Origin of the sequence: Rathayibacter sp. VKM Ac-2856, assembly GCF_013205055.1 — a bacterium.
Lineage (GTDB): Bacteria > Actinomycetota > Actinomycetes > Actinomycetales > Microbacteriaceae > Rathayibacter.
Genome location: NZ_JABMLF010000006.1, coordinates 142,488 through 158,157, shown reverse-complemented (window position 1 = coordinate 158,157; position 15,670 = coordinate 142,488). Strand labels below are relative to the sequence as shown.

The following is a 15,670-nucleotide window of genomic DNA, read 5'->3' as shown; positions in this document are numbered from 1 at the left end:
ACGGAGCGGGGCCTCCTCAGTACACGGCCCCCGGGTTCATGATCCCGAGAGGATCGAACACCGCCTTGATCCCGCGCTGGAGCGCCATCGAGTCCTCGCCCAGCTCCTCCGCCAGCCAGCGCCGCTTCAGCAGCCCCACGCCGTGCTCGCCGGTCAGCGTGCCGCCCAGGGCGAGCGCCGTGCGGAAGAGCTCCCCCGCGGCCGCCCAGACGTCCTCTCCCACGCCGTCCGAGCCCGGCGGCACCACGAAGTTCGGGTGCAGATTGCCGTCGCCGGCGTGCGCCACGGTCGGGATGCTCAGCCCGGTCCGCTCCTCGATGCCGCGGATCGCGGCGAACATCGCGGGCAGGGCCGAGCGCGGCACGCAGACGTCCTCGATCAGGACCTCCCCCTCCGCCTCGAGCGCCGGGTGGAACGCCCGCCGCACGGCCAGCAGCGCCTCGCCCGCCGCCGGGTCGTCCGTGGACTCGGCGTCCCCGCCCGCCTCCGCCACGATCGCCAGGATGCGGCGCGCCTCGTCCTCCGCTCCCCCGCCGTCGGTCTGCACGAGCAGGTAGGCCGCGCCGCGGTCCAGCGCGGTGCCGGTGTAGCGGCCGATCGCGGCGAGCGCCGCCTCGTCCATCAGCTCCATCACCGCGGGTCGCAGCCGCGCGGCCGTGACGGCGGCCGAGGCCGCGGCCGCGGCGACGACGCTCGGGAAGTAGGCGCCGATCGTCACGACCCGGCCGGCCGGGATCGGCCGCAGCTTCACCGTCGCCTCCACGATCACGCCGAGCGTCCCCTCCGACCCCGTCAGCAGCGCCGTGAGGTCGTAGCCGGCGACGCCCTTGACGCTGCGGCGCCCGGTCCGCAGCAGGCGCCCGTCGGCCAGCACGACCGCGAGGCCCAGCACCGACTCGCGGGTGACCCCGTACTTCGCGCAGAGCAGTCCGCCCGCGTTCGTGGCGATGTTGCCGCCGATGCTCGAGATCGCCTTGCTGGCCGGGTCGGGCGAGAAGATCAGCCCGTCGGCGGCGACCGCGTCCGAGAGCGCCTGGTTGAGGACGCCCGGCTCGACGACCGCCAGCTCGTCCTCCAGCGAGATCTCGAGGATGCGGTCCATCGCCGCCGTCGACAGCACGATCGCGCCGGCGCGACCGACGGCTCCCGCCGCGAGCCCGGTCCCCGCGCCGCGCGGGACGACCGGCACCCGGTGCGCGGAGGCCAGCCGGAGCGTCGCCTGCACGTCGGCGATCGACCGCGCGCGGACGAGCGCCAGCGCGCGTCCCTCCGCCGTCCAGCCCGACTTGTCGATGTGCGCGGCCTCGAAGGCCGGCCCCTCAGTCGTCACCGCCTCGCCGAGCTCCTCGCGCAGCCGCCGAAGGACCGCGCTCTCGGCGCCCTCGGCGCTCTCGGGGCGGTTCTCGACGGCGGCGTCGGCGCTGGCGTCGGTGCTGACGTCGGTGCTGACGTCAGTGCTGCGGGCGGCGGTGCTGCTCATGGGTCACTCCGGGCGGATCGCGGGTCGGCCCCTCGATCCTTCCACGGCGACGCGGCAGGATGACGGGATGAGCGGATCGCGGCGATGACGTCCCCCACCAGCGCCGGCCTCCTCCTGCACCGGCGGCACGAGGGCGGGTGCGAGGTGTTCCTCGGCCGGATGGGCGGACCGCTGTGGACGCGCCGCCCGCGAGCCTGGTCGATCCCCAAGGGCCTGCACACCCTCGAGGAGGCGCCGCTGGACGCCGCCCGCCGCGAGTTCGAGGAGGAGATCGGCGTGCCCGCGCCAGAGCTCGACTACGCGCTGCTCGGCTCCTGGCGCCTGCGCTCCGGCAAGACCGTGACCGTCTTCGCCGCGGAGTGCGCCGACGGGATCGCCTTCGTCGCGAGCAACACCTTCGAGCTGGAGTGGCCGCCCGGCTCCGGCGTCGTCCGCGCCTTCCCCGAGATCGAGCGCGCGGAGTGGCTCCCGATCGACCGGGCGCGCGAGCTGATCACCGCCGGTCAGCTCCCCGCCCTCGACGCCCTCGAGGCGCAGTGGGCCGGAGCGTCGAGCGCTCAGTAGTCGAGCACGTCCAGCGGCACCGCCAGGTCGTCGTCGGTCGCCATCGGCACCGGGCGCCCGAGTCGCCGGGCCCGGTCGAGCATGTCCGCCACGAGCTCCGCGTCGACGAGCTCGGCGCCGACGTCCGGCTCGTCCTCGACGAGCATCTGGCTCGACGGACCGAGGAGCAGCCGAGCGGTCAGCACGTCCTCGCCGCGCCGGACGGGGATCTCCACCGTCGCGGCGGTCGCCGTCGAGGCGAGCATCCGGGCGTACTCGAGCACAGCGGCGGCGATGTCGTCACCGGTGAGCACGCTTCCCTCGGCGTAGTGGATGCGTCGCACGGCGGACTCCTTCAGCTGGGGAGCGGCCGGCTGCAGGAGAGCCCGGCCGGCTCCGTCCTCAGCGTGGCACGCGCTCCCCGCCCCGGCCCCGTCCGGGCGGATGTCGACGGGGGGCTTTACTTCCGGGCACCGCCCTCCTGCGGGCCCCGGTCGTCCGCCGCCGAGTAGACCCGCAGCGCCAGCGGCACGATCCGGACGCTCGCCTCGTGGAAGCCCGCCGGCTCGCCGTCGAACACCTCGCTCTCGCCGTCGTGCGCCCACTCCGGGTCGACGCCGGCCGGGCGCCGCGCGCCGACCACGACGTCCGGCGTGCTGGTCGACTCGACCACCGGCGCCCGCCAGCCGGGCACGCGCCCCACCACCGGCGTCGCGCCGCGGCCGAGCGCCAGCGACACGGCCCCGCGGGTCCGCGGCGTCCGGCCCGAGTGCAGCACGCGGATGTCGAGGTGCCCGTCGTCCAGGCGCCGGCGGGCGAGCGGAGTCGCGGTGCGCGGGTGCTCCCCGTTCACCCCGACGAAGTAGGACCAGACCAGCTCGGTGCGCCCGTCGCGCCTCAGCTCGAACGGGTCGCTCGAGCGGACGACCTCGAAGGCCGCGAGGACGGAGGCGAGCGGCTTGCCGAGCACCTTCTCGCGCTTCTCCCGCGCCGCCACGAACTCCGGGTACAGCCCGATAGAGACCGTGTTCAGCACCGTCACCGGCGCGGCGTCCCCAGCGGTCACCTCCGCCACGTCGACGTCGCGGCGCTCCCCGTGAGCGGCCGCGTCGAGCGCGTCCTCGATCGAGACGAGGCCCAGCGCCTTAGCGAAGTGGTTCATCGTCCCGCCGGGCAGCACGAGCAGCGTCATGCCCTCCGCCCGCGCGAGCGCCGCGCCGACCGCCATGGTCCCGTCGCCGCCGTAGACACCGAGCACCTCGGGCGGAGCGTCGCCGGCGCGCGCCGAGCGGACGACCTCAGCGAGGTCCTCACCCTCGGCCAGCCGGTGCACGCGCGCCGCGGGGAAGCGCTGCAGGATCATCGGCTCCGGGTCCGGCCGGTGCGAGTCGCGACCCGCGCTCGGATTGAGCACCGCCAGCAGACCCGCGCCGTCGCCCAGCGGCCGGACGTCCACGGGCGGCAGCATCGCGCGCTCCGAGACGGGCACGTGCCGCGGTCGCGCCGGCACCAGCACCCGCCCGAGCCCCGCGACGGCCGCACCGAGCGCCGCCCCGCCGAGCACGTCCGACAGCCAGTGCACGCCGACGTGCAGTCGCGAGAACGCGACCGCCGCGGCGACGGGCGCGACCGCCAGCCCGACCCGCGGGTTCTCCAGCGCGACACCGGCGGCGAAGGCGGCCGCGCTCGCCGCGTGACCGGAGGGGAAGCTGGGCGAGGTGGGCACGCGGGCGAGCCGCCGCCCCACCGGCACGTCGACGACGAGCGGCCGGACCCCGCCGAAGAGCTGCTTGCCCACCAGGTTCGCCGCGGCGCTCGCGACGGCCAGCGACGCCGCTCCCCGGGCCGCCTCCCGCGGCCGCCCCGCGAGCACGAGCAGCGCCCCGAGACCGAACCAGAGCACCCCGTGGTCGGCGGCGCGCGAGAGCCCGACCAGGGCGCCGTCCAGCAGCGGCACCGGACGGCGGGCGTTCAGCCGCCGGGCGGCGCGGGCGTCGGCGCGGCGGACGGCGCGCGGAACCGCGAGGACGCGCCGGAGCAGGACGGACGGGGGTCGGGTTCCGCGCAGAGGCATGCGCTCAGGGTAGGAGGCGCGCGCCGCCCCCACCTGAGCGGGCTGCGCCTAGACCTCGCCGAACCCCGACTCGACGAGGTCCGCCAGCCGGCCCACGGCCTCCTCCGCCTCGGTGCCGGTTGCCGAGATCGCCACCTCGTCGCCGCGGTCCAGCCCCAGCGACATCACGCCGAGCAGACTCGTCGCGTCCTTGCCGTTGACGTCGATCCGGGCGTCGAAGCGGGTCGCGAGGGTGACGAAGTCGGCCGCCGGACGGGCGTGCAGCCCGTTCGGGTTGATCAGCCGCACGGTCCGGCGCACGCTCGGCACGTCGGCCGCCGCCGACTGCTGCCCCGGCTCCGCGAGGAGCGCGCCCCGCGCCGACTCCGCCGCCGCGAGCACGTCGGCGAGAGCACCGCCCGCCCCGGCCGCGACCGCCGCAGCGACCGCGCCCTCCACGAGCGGTGCGTCCGCGATCCGCACCCGCTCCCGGGCCTCGTCGTCGAGGAACTCGACCGCCGTCTCCGCCGTCATGATCGCGGAGCCCAGGTCGCAGAGCACCACGGCGCCCTCGCCGGAGTCGGCCTCGGCCAGCGCCGCGGTGATCCGCTCGAAGCTGGTCCCGATGCCGCCGTCGTCCGTGCCGCCCGCGGCGATCAGAGCGACCTCGGGCGCCATCTGCGCCGCCAGCTCGACCAGCCCCTCGGCCAGGCGCGCACTGTGCGAGACGAGGACCAGCCCGACGCTCACGCCGCCGCCTCGGCCGCCGCGCGCAGCAGCAGGACGCTCGAGACACTGCCCGGATCGCGGTGCCCGATCGCCCGCTCGCCCAGGTAGCTCGCCCGGCCCTTCCGCGCGACGAGCGGGTCGGTCGACTCCGCCCCCGCCTGCGCCGCGTCCGCCGCCGCCGCCAGGACCTCGGCCGGCGAGGAGCCGCCCGCCGCGGCGCTCCCCGCGGCCTCGACCGCCGGAGTCCACGCGTCCACCATCGTCTTGTCGCCGACCTCGGCCTTGCCCCGCAGCACGATGCCGTCCCGCGCCGCCGTCAGCAGCGCGACGACCGCCGCGCCGTCGAGCGACTCCTTGCCGGCGACCGCGCCTGCGGCCTTGAGGAACGCCGTGCCGAAGAGCGGGCCGGAGGCACCGCCCACCGTGGAGATCAGCGTGGTCGCGACCAGCTTGAGCACGTCCCCCGGCGTCTGCGCCCCGGTGTCCGCCGCGTCGAGCTTCGCGAGCACGGCCTGGAAGCCGCGGTCCATGTTCTCGCCGTGGTCGCCGTCGCCGATCGCGCGGTCGAGCGTGATCAGCTCGACCCGGTGCTCCGACACGGCCTGCGCCGCCCCGCGGATCCACGCCGCGGCCCACGCCGCATCGAGCCCCTGGGCTCCCTGTCCGTCCTGCATCGATCCGTCCTCTTCCCTGCGTCGCTCCCGCGACCGTCGTGTCGTCGTGTCGTCCGTCCGGCCGTCGCCGTGCTCCCGGCGGCGGCCCCGCCCCGTGCCCGCTCCGGCGCGCTCAGCGGCCCCAGCGCAGCGCCGCCGTCTGCAGCGGCGAGTCCCAGAGCTCCGTCATCGCCGCGTCGAGCTTCAGCAGCGTGATCGAGACGCCCTGCATCTCCAGCGAGGTCGTGTAGCTGCCGACCAGGCTCCGCTGCACGACGACGCCCTTCTCGGCCAGCACCTCGGCCGCGCGGCGGTAGACGAGGTAGAGCTCGATCTGCGGAGTGCCGCCGAGTCCGTTGACGAAGAGCAGCACGTCGTCGCCGGAGGAGAAGGGGAGGTCCTCGAGGATCGGGGCGAGCAGGCGGTCGACGATCCGGTCGGCCGGCTCGAGCGGGATCCGCTCGCGCCCGGGCTCGCCGTGGATCCCGATGCCAATCTCGATCTCGTCCTCCGCCAGCTCGAAGCTCGGCTCCCCCGCGTGCGGCACCGTGCACGGCCGCAGCGCGACGCCCATCGAGCGCACGCCCGCGACGACCGCCTCCGCGACCGCGGCCACCTCGTCCAGCGAGTCACCGCGCTCGGCGGCGGCCCCGGCGATCCTCTCCACCAGCACGGTGCCCGCGACGCCGCGGCGCCCGGCGGTGTAGAGCGAGTCCTTCACCGCGACGTCGTCGTCGACGATCACCGAGCGCACCTCGACGCCGTCGGCGAGGGCCAGGTCGGCCGCGGTCTCGAAGTTGAGCACGTCGCCCGTGTAGTTCTTCACGATGTGCAGGACGCCCGCCCCGCCGTCGACCGCCTTGGTGGCCGCCACGATCGGGTCGGGGGTCGGCGAGGTGAACACCGGTCCGGGCACCGCGGCGTCGAGCATGCCGACTCCGACGAAGCCCGCGTGCAGCGGCTCGTGCCCGCTGCCGCCGCCGCTGACCAGGCCGACCTTGCCCTGCCGCGGGGCGTCCACCCGCACGACGAACAGGGGATCGGGCTCGACCCGCACCAGGTCGGCGTGCGCGAGGCCGAATCCGGCCACGGACTCCGCGACGACGTTCTTCGGGTCGTTGATGAGCTTCTTCATCGAGGTCTCCTCCAGGGCGCGCCGCACCGTCGCGGACAGCGGCTCCACGTTACGCCCGAGCCCCGTCCCGGCGCAGGCCCCGACCCGCGCGGGCCGACGGCTCGGCGCGGGTGCGGCACGGGCTCAGCTCGCGCGCTGCGTCTCCTCGACCCACTGGTCGAGCTTCGCCGTCGCGGCCCCGGAGTCGACCGCCGCCGCGGCGCGATCGAGCGCCGAGCGGAAGCGGTCCAGGATCGCCGTGCGGATGAGGCCCGGGTCGCGCGCGAGGTCGAAGGCGATCAGCCCCGCCGCGGCGTTCAGCAGCACGATGTCGCGCACCGGGCCCTCCTCGCCGGCGAGGACGGAGCGGACGACCTGCGCGTTGTAGGCGGCGTCGCGCCCGCGCAGCTGGTCGATGCTCGCCCGGCGGATGCCGAGGTCGCGCGGGTCGAGGTCGTGCTCGACGACGGAGCCGCGCGAGACCTCCCAGATGTGGCTGTGCCCGGTGGTCGAGAGCTCGTCGAGCCCGTCGTCGCCGCGGAAGACGAGCGCGGTCGCCCCGCGGGTCTGGAACACGCCGACGAAGAGCGGAACGCGGTCGAGGTGCGCCACGCCCACCGCCGACGCCTCCGGGCGCGCCGGGTTGCAGAGCGGCCCGAGGAAGTTGAAGACGGTCGGCACGCCGAGCTCGGCGCGGACCGGTCCGGCGTGGCGGAACCCGGGGTGGAACATCGCCGCGAAGACGAAGCCGATGCCCGTGCGGCGGAAGACCTCCGCGACCCGCTCCGCCGGCAGCGTCAGGTCGACGCCGAGCGCCGCGAGCACGTCCGAGGAGCCCGAGGACGACGAGGCCGCGCGGTTCCCGTGCTTGATCACCGGCGTCCCGGCCGCCGCGGCGATGATCGACGCCGTCGAGGAGATGTTGACCGTGCCGAAGCGGTCGCCGCCGGTCCCGACGATGTCCAGGGCCATCGGATCGACGTCCAGCGGCACCGCGTGCTCGAGGATCGCGTCGCGGAAGCCGACGATCTCGTCGACCGTCTCGCCCTTGGCGCGCAGCGCGATCAGCAGCCCGGCGAGCTGCGCCGGCGTCGCCTCGCCCTGCATCACCCGCTCCATCGCCCACGTCGCCTCGGACACCGAGAGATCGGAGGAGTCGAGGAGGGAACCGAGAATGCGCGGCCAGGACAGGGTTTCCGACATGGCTCTCAGATTATGCGACTACGAAGGCCCCACGGGAAGTGCGACTTCCCCCCCTTGCGATCGTTCATAATGGTCTGTGTGACGAGCACCTCTCTCTCCCCCACGGCCACCGTGCCCGCAGTGAACCGACCCAACCCGGTCGCGGTCGGAACGATCGTCTGGCTGGGAAGCGAGGTCATGTTCTTCGCGGGCCTCTTCGCGATCTACTTCACCCTCCGCAGCACCTCCCCGGAGCTGTGGTCGGCCGAGACCAGCATCTTGAACGTCCCGTACGCGAGCGTCAACACGGTGATCCTGGTCGCCTCGTCGTTCACCTGCCAGTTCGGCGTGTTCGCCGCCGAGCGCCTGCAGCCGCGCTCCACCGGGCTCAGCCCGTTCAAGTGGGGCATGGTCGAGTGGTTCTTCCTCACCTACGCCCTCGGCGCGGTGTTCGTCTGCGGCCAGGTCCTCGAGTACGCGACCCTCGTCTCCGAGGGCGTCACCCTCTCGAGCAACGCCTACGGCTCGGCCTTCTACATCACCACCGGCTTCCACGCCCTGCACGTGACCGGCGGGCTCATCGCCTTCCTCCTCGTCATCGGCCGCGCCTTCGCCGTCAAGAACTTCGGCCACAAGGAGGCGACCAGCGCGATCGTCGTGTCCTACTACTGGCACTTCGTCGACGTCGTCTGGGTCGGCCTCTTCGTCGTCATCTACTTCCTCAAGTGAGGCCCGCCGCCTCCATGCCCCACCACACTCCCGAACCCCGCAGGAAGGTTGCCTCGATGGCCTCCCCGAAGAAGAGCCGCGCCAAGAAGGGTCGCCGTCACCCGCTGGCCACACTGGCCCTGATCGCGATCGGCCTCGGGCTCACCGGCGGCACCTACGCGGCCGTCGGCGTCGCGACCTCCGCCTCCGCCGAGACCTCGGCCACGAGCCAGCAGACGATCGACGAGGGCTCGAAGCTCTTCGCCGCCAACTGCGCCACCTGCCACGGCCTCGACGCCGCGGGCACCAGCAACGCCCCGTCGCTCATCGGCGTCGGCGCCGCCTCGGTCGACTTCCAGGTCGGCACGGGCCGCATGCCGATGCAGATGCACGGCCCGCAGGCGCTCGAGAAGCCGGTGCAGTTCACCGACGACCAGGTCGCCGAGCTGGCGGCCTACGTCGCCTCCCTGGCGCCCGGCCCCGCGATCCCCAGCGGCGAGGTCCTCGACGGCCAGGGCGACTCCGCCAACGGCGCCGAGCTCTTCCGCATCAACTGCGCCATGTGCCACAACGTCGCCGGCGCCGGCGGCGCACTGACCGAGGGCAAGTTCGCTCCCCCGCTGGGCGGCGTGACCGAGGCGCACATCTACGAGGCGATGGTCACCGGCCCGCAGAACATGCCGGTCTTCAACGACCTCAACATCTCGCCGGAAGACAAGCGCGACATCATCTCCTACCTCAAGTACATCGAGGCCAACCCCTCTCCGGGCGGATTCGCCCTGGGCTCCCTCGGCCCCGTGGCCGAAGGCCTCTTCCTCTGGATCTTCGGACTCGGTTCCATCGTCGCCCTGACGGTGTGGATCACCGCACGATCCAACTAGCAACGACAGGCGCCCTGGCGGGCGCTCGACCCCCACGACGCCGAGCGGCGTCGACACGGCGTGAAAAGGAGAACCATGGCAGAGCACGATGAGGGTGGCACCGACCTCGCCACCTCGTCGGCCCCCGGGCACGGAAGTGCTCCGGCCGGCACCGCGGTCGTGACGCGGGACCGCGTCCAGGACCCGGGCCTCCCGCCGCACCGCCCCCGGATGACCGACCTCGACCCCAAGGTCGCGAAGCGGGCCGAGCGCACGGTCTACACGCTCTTCTACCTCTCCTTCGCGGGCTCGATCTTCGCGGTGGCCGCCTACATGGCGTTCCCCATCACGGAGAGCATCGAGTCGGTCCGGCTGAACACGCTGTTCATCGGCCTCGGCATGGCGCTGGCGCTCCTCGGCATCGGCATCGCCGCGGTCCACTGGGGCAAGCAGCTCATGTCCGACCACGAGGGCATCGACATCCGCCACCCGGTCCGCAGCGCGGAGGACACCCGCGCCCGCGCCCTCGAGATCTTCGACCAGTCCGACAAGGAGTCCGGCTTCGGCCGCCGCTCCCTGATCCGCAACAGCCTCATCGGCTCGCTGATCGTCTTCCCCCTGCCCGCCGTGATCCTGTTCCGAGGCCTCGGACCCCAGGATCAGGACCCCGTCGCCCTCCTCAAGACCACGCTGTGGCGCGAGGGCACGCGGCTCACCCTGGACCCCTCCGGAGCGCCGATCCTCGCATCGGACGTCACGCTGGGCTCCGCCTTCCACGTCATCCCCGAGGGACTCGACCAGGTCGAGGGCAAGCTGGAGGAGAAGGCCAAGGCCGCCGTCCTCCTGATGCGCCTGAAGCCCGAGGACCTGACCGTCAGCGAGGGTCGCGAGACCTGGAACTACGACGGCATCGTCGCCTACTCCAAGATCTGCACGCACGTCGGCTGCCCCGTGGCGCTGTACGAGCAGCAGACCCACCACCTCCTGTGCCCGTGCCACCAGTCGCAGTTCGACATCAAGCGCGAGGCCGAGGTCATCTTCGGTCCTGCGAAGCGCCCGCTTCCGCAGCTCCCCATCACCATCGACGCCGACGGATACCTGGTCGCCCGCAGCGACTTCACGGAGCCGGTCGGACCATCCTTCTGGGAGCGATGACACACATGTCCACCACCACACCTTCCCGCCCCGCGGCATCGCCCGCGGAGCCCGGCGACGGCGTCATCCTCGGCAGCGGCAAGCTGCAGAAGGGGTACGTCGGAGCCGCGTCGAACTACATCGACGAGCGCACGAGCATCTCGGCGGTCGTCAAGGAGTTCGGCCGCAAGATCTTCCCGGACCACTGGTCGTTCCTCCTCGGCGAGGTCGCGCTCTACAGCTTCGTGATCATCCTGCTGTCGGGCACCTTCCTCACGTTCTTCTTCCAGGCCTCGATGGTCGAGACGCACTACGAGGGCAGCTACCTGCCGCTCAAGGGCATCGAGATGTCCGCGGCGATGGCCTCGTCGCTCGACATCTCGTTCGACATCCGCGGCGGCCTGCTGATGCGCCAGATCCACCACTGGGCGGCCCTGCTGTTCGTGGCCTCGATCGGCCTGCACATGCTGCGCATCTTCTTCACCGGTGCGTTCCGCAAGCCGCGCGAGATCAACTGGGTCATCGGCTTCGTCCTCTTCATCCTCGCGATGGCCGAGGGCTTCACCGGCTACTCCCTCCCGGACGACCTGCTCTCGGGCAACGGCCTCCGCATCATCGACGGCATGGTCAAGGGCATCCCGATCGTCGGCACCTGGATCTCGTTCCTCCTCTTCGGCGGCGAGTTCCCGGGCACCGACATCGTCGGCCGCCTCTACACGCTGCACATCCTGCTGCTGCCGGCCCTGGTGCTCGCGTTCATCGCCCTGCACCTCGTCTTCGTGGTCGTGCACAAGCACACCCAGTTCCCCGGTGCGGGCAAGACCGAGCAGAACGTCGTCGGCTACCCGGTGCTCCCGGTCTACGCCGCCAAGGCCGGTGGATTCTTCTTCATCGTCTTCGGTGTCGTCGTCCTCATCGCCTCGCTGTTCACGATCAACCCGATCTGGAACTACGGCCCGTACGACCCCTCCCCCGTCTCCGCCGGCACCCAGCCCGACTGGTACATCGGCTTCGCGGACGGCGCCCTGCGCCTCATCCCGCCGGGACTCGAGTGGGCCATCCCGGGCATCGGCACGATCTCGTTCAACATCCTGATCCCGCTCGTCGGGCTCGGTCTGTTCATCGCCGTCGTGATGCTCTACCCGTTCCTCGAGGCGTGGATCACCGGTGACAAGCGCGAGCACCACCTGCTCGACCGCCCGCGCAACGCCGCGACCCGCACCTCGATCGGCGCCGCCGGTGTGACCTTCTACGCGGGCCTCTGGGCCGCCGCGTCGTCGGACATCATCGCGACGCACTTCCACCTCACCATGGAGGGCGTCATCCACGCCCTGCAGGCCGTGGTCATCATCGGCCCCTTCGTCGCGTACTTCATCACGAAGCGCATCTGCCTCGCCCTGCAGAAGAAGGACCGCGAGATCGCCCTGCACGGCTTCGAGTCCGGCCGCATCGTCCGCCTCCCCGGCGGCGAGTTCATCGAGGTGCACCAGCAGCTCGACGACTACGAGCGCTGGAAGCTGGTCGGCCAGGACGAGTACGAGCCGCTGATGATCCGTCCGGACTCCCGCGGCCGCATCACCGCCCCGCAGCGCGTCCGCGCCGGCCTCTCCCGCTGGTTCTTCGAGGACCGCATCACCCCCGTCACCCAGAAGGAGCTCGAGAGCTCGCACAGCGAGCACTGACCCCCTCCCCCGAAGGGCCCGGACGCACCGTCGTCCGGGCCCTTCGTCGTCCCCACCTCCGTGTGCCGGACCATGCTGATCGAGTAGCCCGCGCAGCGGGCGTATCGAGATCCACCCCACGACAGCGTCGGGTTCGATACGCCTCCGGCGCCTACTCGACCAGCAAGAGCACGGCATCCGATCTACTGCGACCCGACACGACCCGATCCGGCGCAGCCCCGCCCCGTCCATGCCGATCGAGTAGCCCGCTCCGCGGGCGCATCGAGATCCACCCGACGACAGCGTCGGGTCTCGATACGCCGCCTCCGGCGCCTACTCGACCGGCAAGAGCACCGCGACCGACCTGCTCCGATCCGTCCGATCCGCCGCGATCCCCCGGACCGGGCCGGCCCATGCTGATCGAGCAGCCCGCTCCGCGCACGTAGCGAGATCCACGTGACCTGCATGCACCGTCCGCAACTGCCGTCCCCGACCGCCTCCCTCGCCGCAGAGCCGGCTGCGAGCCGCCGCGAAACGGGACTCGGACGGGCCTCTGAGCCCTGCTGGCGTCCACTCGGAGGCCTCCTATACACGAAGGAGTCGCCAGAGGCGTGCCTCAAGCCCTGATCAGGCTGATCGAGCAGCTGCTGGGCGCTGAGCATCCAGATCTCCTCCCCCAGGAGGGCGGGTCTCGATACGCCACCTTCGGTGGCTACTCGACCAGCATGAGCACGTCACCCACCTCGCTCCGACCCGACACGATGCTGATCGAGTAACCCGCACCGCGGGCGTATCGAGATCCACCCCGCGACAGCATCCGGCTCGATACGCCGCCTCCGGCGCCTACTCGACCGGCAGGAGCACCGCGTCGACCTGGTTCGGCCGCCCCGGCCCGCGCCGCCCCGCCGCGCCGCGCCGCGCCACGGTTCATGCTGATCGAGTAGCCCGCACCGCGGGCGTATCGAGATCCGCGTGGACTGCGTACCGTCCCAGCAATTGCCGGCGGCCGGCCGCCTCGCTCGCCGCTGAGCGCCACGAGACGCCCCGGAGCGGGCCGTGGACAGGCCTCAGAGCCCCGCTCGCGTCCACTCGCCGCTTCCAGCTCACGCGGCATGACCGGGAGCACGCTGCGGCCCCCACCATGCTGATCGAGTAGCCCGCACCGCGGGCGTATCGAGATCCACCCGCACTGCCCGCCCCGCCCGCAGCTGCCGTTCGCGCCGCATCCCTTGCCGCCCAGTGCACCGCGAGACGCCGCTGAAGGGGCCCTCGACGGGCCTCAGAGCCCCGCTCCCGTCCACTCGCGACTCCAGAACTCCCGATTCAGCACCGGGCACGCAGAAGGGCCGGGCGCCGGAGGTCGAAACCTCCTGCGCCCGGCCCTCGAAGCCGTGCAGGTCGCCTAGCGGGCGAAGTACCCGCGGTAGTACTCGTACACCCAGCCGGCGATGGCGACCAGGAAGAGGCCGACCGCGATGTAGGTGATCCAGAAGCCGACCGCGAGGCCGAGGAAGGCCAGCGCGGCGGAGCCGCCGAGGATCAGGGGCCACCAGCTCCACGGGCTGAAGAAGCCCAGCTCGGGGTCCCCGTCGTCGATGTCGGCGTCAAGACGGTCCTCGGGCAGCTCGGCCCCCTGGGCCTTGTGCACGCGTCCGACGTAGAAGGCGATGAAGCCACCCAGCACGGACGAGAGCGCGATGCCCACGGTGCCGACCCACTCGATCTGGCCGGTGTCGAGCAGCGACCAGACGATGTAGGTGATGTCCGCGAGGAGGAAGAAGCCGGCGAGCAGCCAGAACAGATTGACGTTGGCGCGCATGGCCCTACTTCACCGTGCCTTCGGACTTGTCGTACGTGGGGGCGTCCGGAGCGTCCTTCGCCGGACCGATTCCGACGGGGATGCCGGCCTCGGGGTGGTTGAGGTCGAAGGCCGGAGCCTCGCTGCGGATGCGCGGGATCGAGGTGAAGTTGTGCCGGGGCGGCGGGCAGGAGGTCGCCCACTCGAGCGACCGCGAGAAGCCCCACGGGTCGTTCACGGTGACCTTCGGCGCCTTGCGGGCCGTGATGTACACGTTCAGGAAGAACGGGATCAGCGAGACCGCGAGGATCATCGCGCCGACCGTCGACAGCTGGTTCATCCAGGTGAAGCCGTCCTCGGGCAGGTAGCTCGCGTAGCGGCGGGGCATGCCCACGACTCCGAGCCAGTGCTGGATGAGGAAGGTGGTGTGGAAGCCGATGAACAGCAGCCAGAAGTGCCACTTGCCCAGCGTCTCGTTCAGCATCTTGCCGGTCCACTTGGGCCACCAGAAGTAGAAGCCGGAGAACATGGCGAAGACCACGGTTCCGAAGACCACGTAGTGGAAGTGCGCGACGACGAAGTACGAGTCGGACACGTGGAAGTCGAGCGGCGGCGAGGCGAGGATGACGCCGGTGAGTCCACCGAACGTGAAGGTGATCAGGAAGCCGATCGCCCAGATCATCGGGGTCTCGAACGTGACGGATCCGCGCCACATGGTGCCGATCCAGTTGAAGATCTTCACCCCGGTCGGGACCGCGATGAGCATCGTCATCAGTGAGAAGAACGGCAGCAGCACAGAGCCGGTGACGTACATGTGGTGCGCCCAGACCGTGACCGAGAGGGCCGCGATCGCGATGGTCGCGTAGATCAGCGTCTTGTAGCCGAAGATCGGCTTGCGGCTGAAGACCGGGAAGACCTCGGACACGATGCCGAAGAACGGCAGCGCGATGATGTACACCTCGGGGTGGCCGAAGAACCAGAACAGGTGCTGCCAGAGCAGGACGCCGCCGTTGGCCGCGTCGTAGATGTGCGCGTCGAACACGCGGTCCGCACCGAGGGCGAACATCGCCGCCGCGAGGACCGGGAAGGCCAGCAGCACGAGGATCGACGTCACCAGGATGTTCCAGGTGAAGATCGGCATGCGGAACATCGTCATGCCGGGGGCGCGCATCGTGATGATCGTGGTGATGAAGTTCACCGCGCCGAGGATGGTGCCGAAGCCCGAGAGCGCGAGGCCGAACACCCAGAGATTGCCACCCAGCCCTGGCGAGAACGTCGTGCTGGAGAGTGGCGCGTAGGCGAACCAGCCGAACGACGCGGCGCCCTGCGGGGTGATGAAGCCGGCGACAGCGATCAGCGATCCGAAGCTGTAGAGCCAGTAGGCGAACGCGTTCAGTCGCGGGAAGGCGACGTCGGGCGCGCCGATCTGCAGCGGCATGAGCACGTTGGCGAAGCCCGCGAAGAGCGGCGTCGCGAACATCAGCAGCATGATCGTGCCGTGCATCGTGAAGAGCTGGTTGTACTGCTCGCGGGTCTCGACCACGGCGAGGCCGGGCTCGAAGAGCTGGGCGCGGATGACCAGGGCCATCACACCCGCGATGCAGAAGTAGATGAACGAGGTGATCAGGTACATGTACCCGATGACCTTGTGATCGGTGGACGTCATCCAGCGAACGAGGACGTTCGCCTTGCGCTCGACCGGCGGTGTGCCGAATGAGCGGGACGGGGCGGGTGCGGTGGCGGTGCTCATGCTCC

At 71.8% G+C, this 15,670-nt stretch carries 14 protein-coding genes; 5 read left to right on the top strand and 9 right to left on the bottom strand.

The window, feature by feature from the left end:
* Nucleotides 1-16 precede the first annotated feature (16 nt).
* Nucleotides 17-1,480 carry an FAD-binding oxidoreductase gene (locus HQQ82_RS17940; protein WP_173235472.1) on the bottom strand — a complete coding sequence of 488 codons (1,464 nt, stop codon included), beginning with the start codon at nt 1,478-1,480 and terminating at the stop codon, nt 17-19.
* An 84-nt stretch (nt 1,481-1,564) separates the two neighbouring features.
* Here HQQ82_RS17940 and HQQ82_RS17935 point away from each other — a divergent pair, with 84 nt between their 5' ends.
* Complete coding sequence (locus tag HQQ82_RS17935; RefSeq protein ID WP_173235470.1) at nt 1,565-2,044, top strand: NUDIX domain-containing protein; 480 nt, start codon at nt 1,565-1,567, stop codon at nt 2,042-2,044.
* On the opposite strand, the gene HQQ82_RS17930 is transcribed toward HQQ82_RS17935, so the two are convergent.
* From HQQ82_RS17930 to trpD, 6 genes are all read right to left on the bottom strand, one after another.
* On the bottom strand, nt 2,038-2,367 hold the full coding sequence (locus HQQ82_RS17930) for a hypothetical protein (protein WP_173235468.1): 330 nt from the start codon (nt 2,365-2,367) through the stop codon (nt 2,038-2,040). The two genes, HQQ82_RS17935 and HQQ82_RS17930, sit on opposite strands and share 7 nt — an antisense overlap.
* Before the next feature lie 116 nt (nt 2,368-2,483).
* A complete protein-coding gene (locus HQQ82_RS17925; protein WP_173235466.1) occupies nt 2,484-4,097 on the bottom strand; it encodes a bifunctional phosphatase PAP2/diacylglycerol kinase family protein in 1,614 nt (537 codons plus the stop codon).
* Between the two features lie 48 nt (nt 4,098-4,145).
* Nucleotides 4,146-4,826, bottom strand: coding sequence for a dihydroxyacetone kinase phosphoryl donor subunit DhaM (gene dhaM / locus HQQ82_RS17920; protein ID WP_173235464.1), 681 nt, complete (start codon nt 4,824-4,826; stop codon nt 4,146-4,148).
* A complete protein-coding gene (gene dhaL, locus HQQ82_RS17915) occupies nt 4,823-5,479 on the bottom strand; it encodes a dihydroxyacetone kinase subunit DhaL (RefSeq protein WP_173235462.1) in 657 nt (218 codons plus the stop codon). The genes dhaM and dhaL overlap by 4 nt, the downstream gene beginning before the upstream one ends.
* A gap of 112 nt (nt 5,480-5,591) precedes the next feature.
* Nucleotides 5,592-6,593: a dihydroxyacetone kinase subunit DhaK gene (dhaK, locus tag HQQ82_RS17910; RefSeq protein ID WP_173235459.1), complete on the bottom strand. Its 1,002-nt coding sequence runs from the start codon at nt 6,591-6,593 to the stop codon at nt 5,592-5,594.
* Between the two features lie 123 nt (nt 6,594-6,716).
* Complete coding sequence (trpD, locus tag HQQ82_RS17905; protein WP_173235457.1) at nt 6,717-7,775, bottom strand: anthranilate phosphoribosyltransferase; 1,059 nt, start codon at nt 7,773-7,775, stop codon at nt 6,717-6,719.
* A gap of 69 nt (nt 7,776-7,844) precedes the next feature.
* Here trpD and HQQ82_RS17900 point away from each other — a divergent pair, with 69 nt between their 5' ends.
* The 4 genes from HQQ82_RS17900 (at nt 7,845) to HQQ82_RS17885 (ending at nt 12,138) form a co-directional block, all read left to right on the top strand.
* Nucleotides 7,845-8,483, top strand: a complete 639-nt coding sequence (locus HQQ82_RS17900) for a heme-copper oxidase subunit III (RefSeq protein ID WP_173235455.1) — start codon at nt 7,845-7,847, stop codon at nt 8,481-8,483.
* 56 nt (nt 8,484-8,539) lie between these two features.
* Nucleotides 8,540-9,343, top strand: a complete 804-nt coding sequence (locus tag HQQ82_RS17895) for a c-type cytochrome (protein WP_173235453.1) — start codon at nt 8,540-8,542, stop codon at nt 9,341-9,343.
* Between the two features lie 75 nt (nt 9,344-9,418).
* Nucleotides 9,419-10,477, top strand: coding sequence for a ubiquinol-cytochrome c reductase iron-sulfur subunit (locus tag HQQ82_RS17890; RefSeq protein ID WP_173235451.1), 1,059 nt, complete (start codon nt 9,419-9,421; stop codon nt 10,475-10,477).
* Nucleotides 10,478-10,482: 5 nt separating this feature from the next.
* Nucleotides 10,483-12,138, top strand: a complete 1,656-nt coding sequence (locus tag HQQ82_RS17885; RefSeq protein ID WP_173235449.1) for a ubiquinol-cytochrome c reductase cytochrome b subunit — start codon at nt 10,483-10,485, stop codon at nt 12,136-12,138.
* A gap of 1,381 nt (nt 12,139-13,519) precedes the next feature.
* On the opposite strand, the gene HQQ82_RS17880 is transcribed toward HQQ82_RS17885, so the two are convergent.
* A complete protein-coding gene (locus tag HQQ82_RS17880) occupies nt 13,520-13,936 on the bottom strand; it encodes a cytochrome c oxidase subunit 4 (protein WP_173235447.1) in 417 nt (138 codons plus the stop codon).
* A gap of 4 nt (nt 13,937-13,940) precedes the next feature.
* Entirely contained in the window at nt 13,941-15,665 is a 1,725-nt protein-coding gene (gene ctaD, locus HQQ82_RS17875) for a cytochrome c oxidase subunit I (protein WP_173235445.1), read from the bottom strand.
* Nucleotides 15,666-15,670: the final 5 nt, after the last annotated feature.

Excerpts from the sequence above, each read along its gene's own strand:
- HQQ82_RS17940 (WP_173235472.1), bottom strand. The coding sequence starts at position 1,480 with ATGAGCAGCACCGCCGCCCGCAGCACTGACGTCAGCACCGACGTCAGC.
- HQQ82_RS17935 (WP_173235470.1), top strand. The coding sequence starts at position 1,565 with ATGACGTCCCCCACCAGCGCCGGCCTCCTCCTGCACCGGCGGCACGAG.
- HQQ82_RS17925 (WP_173235466.1), bottom strand. The coding sequence starts at position 4,097 with ATGCCTCTGCGCGGAACCCGACCCCCGTCCGTCCTGCTCCGGCGCGTC.
- dhaL (WP_173235462.1), bottom strand. The coding sequence starts at position 5,479 with ATGCAGGACGGACAGGGAGCCCAGGGGCTCGATGCGGCGTGGGCCGCG.
- dhaK (WP_173235459.1), bottom strand. The coding sequence starts at position 6,593 with ATGAAGAAGCTCATCAACGACCCGAAGAACGTCGTCGCGGAGTCCGTG.
- trpD (WP_173235457.1), bottom strand. The coding sequence starts at position 7,775 with ATGTCGGAAACCCTGTCCTGGCCGCGCATTCTCGGTTCCCTCCTCGAC.
- HQQ82_RS17900 (WP_173235455.1), top strand. The coding sequence starts at position 7,845 with ATGGTCTGTGTGACGAGCACCTCTCTCTCCCCCACGGCCACCGTGCCC.
- HQQ82_RS17895 (WP_173235453.1), top strand. The coding sequence starts at position 8,540 with ATGGCCTCCCCGAAGAAGAGCCGCGCCAAGAAGGGTCGCCGTCACCCG.
- HQQ82_RS17890 (WP_173235451.1), top strand. The coding sequence starts at position 9,419 with ATGGCAGAGCACGATGAGGGTGGCACCGACCTCGCCACCTCGTCGGCC.
- HQQ82_RS17885 (WP_173235449.1), top strand. The coding sequence starts at position 10,483 with ATGTCCACCACCACACCTTCCCGCCCCGCGGCATCGCCCGCGGAGCCC.
- HQQ82_RS17880 (WP_173235447.1), bottom strand. The coding sequence starts at position 13,936 with ATGCGCGCCAACGTCAATCTGTTCTGGCTGCTCGCCGGCTTCTTCCTC.
- ctaD (WP_173235445.1), bottom strand. The coding sequence starts at position 15,665 with ATGAGCACCGCCACCGCACCCGCCCCGTCCCGCTCATTCGGCACACCG.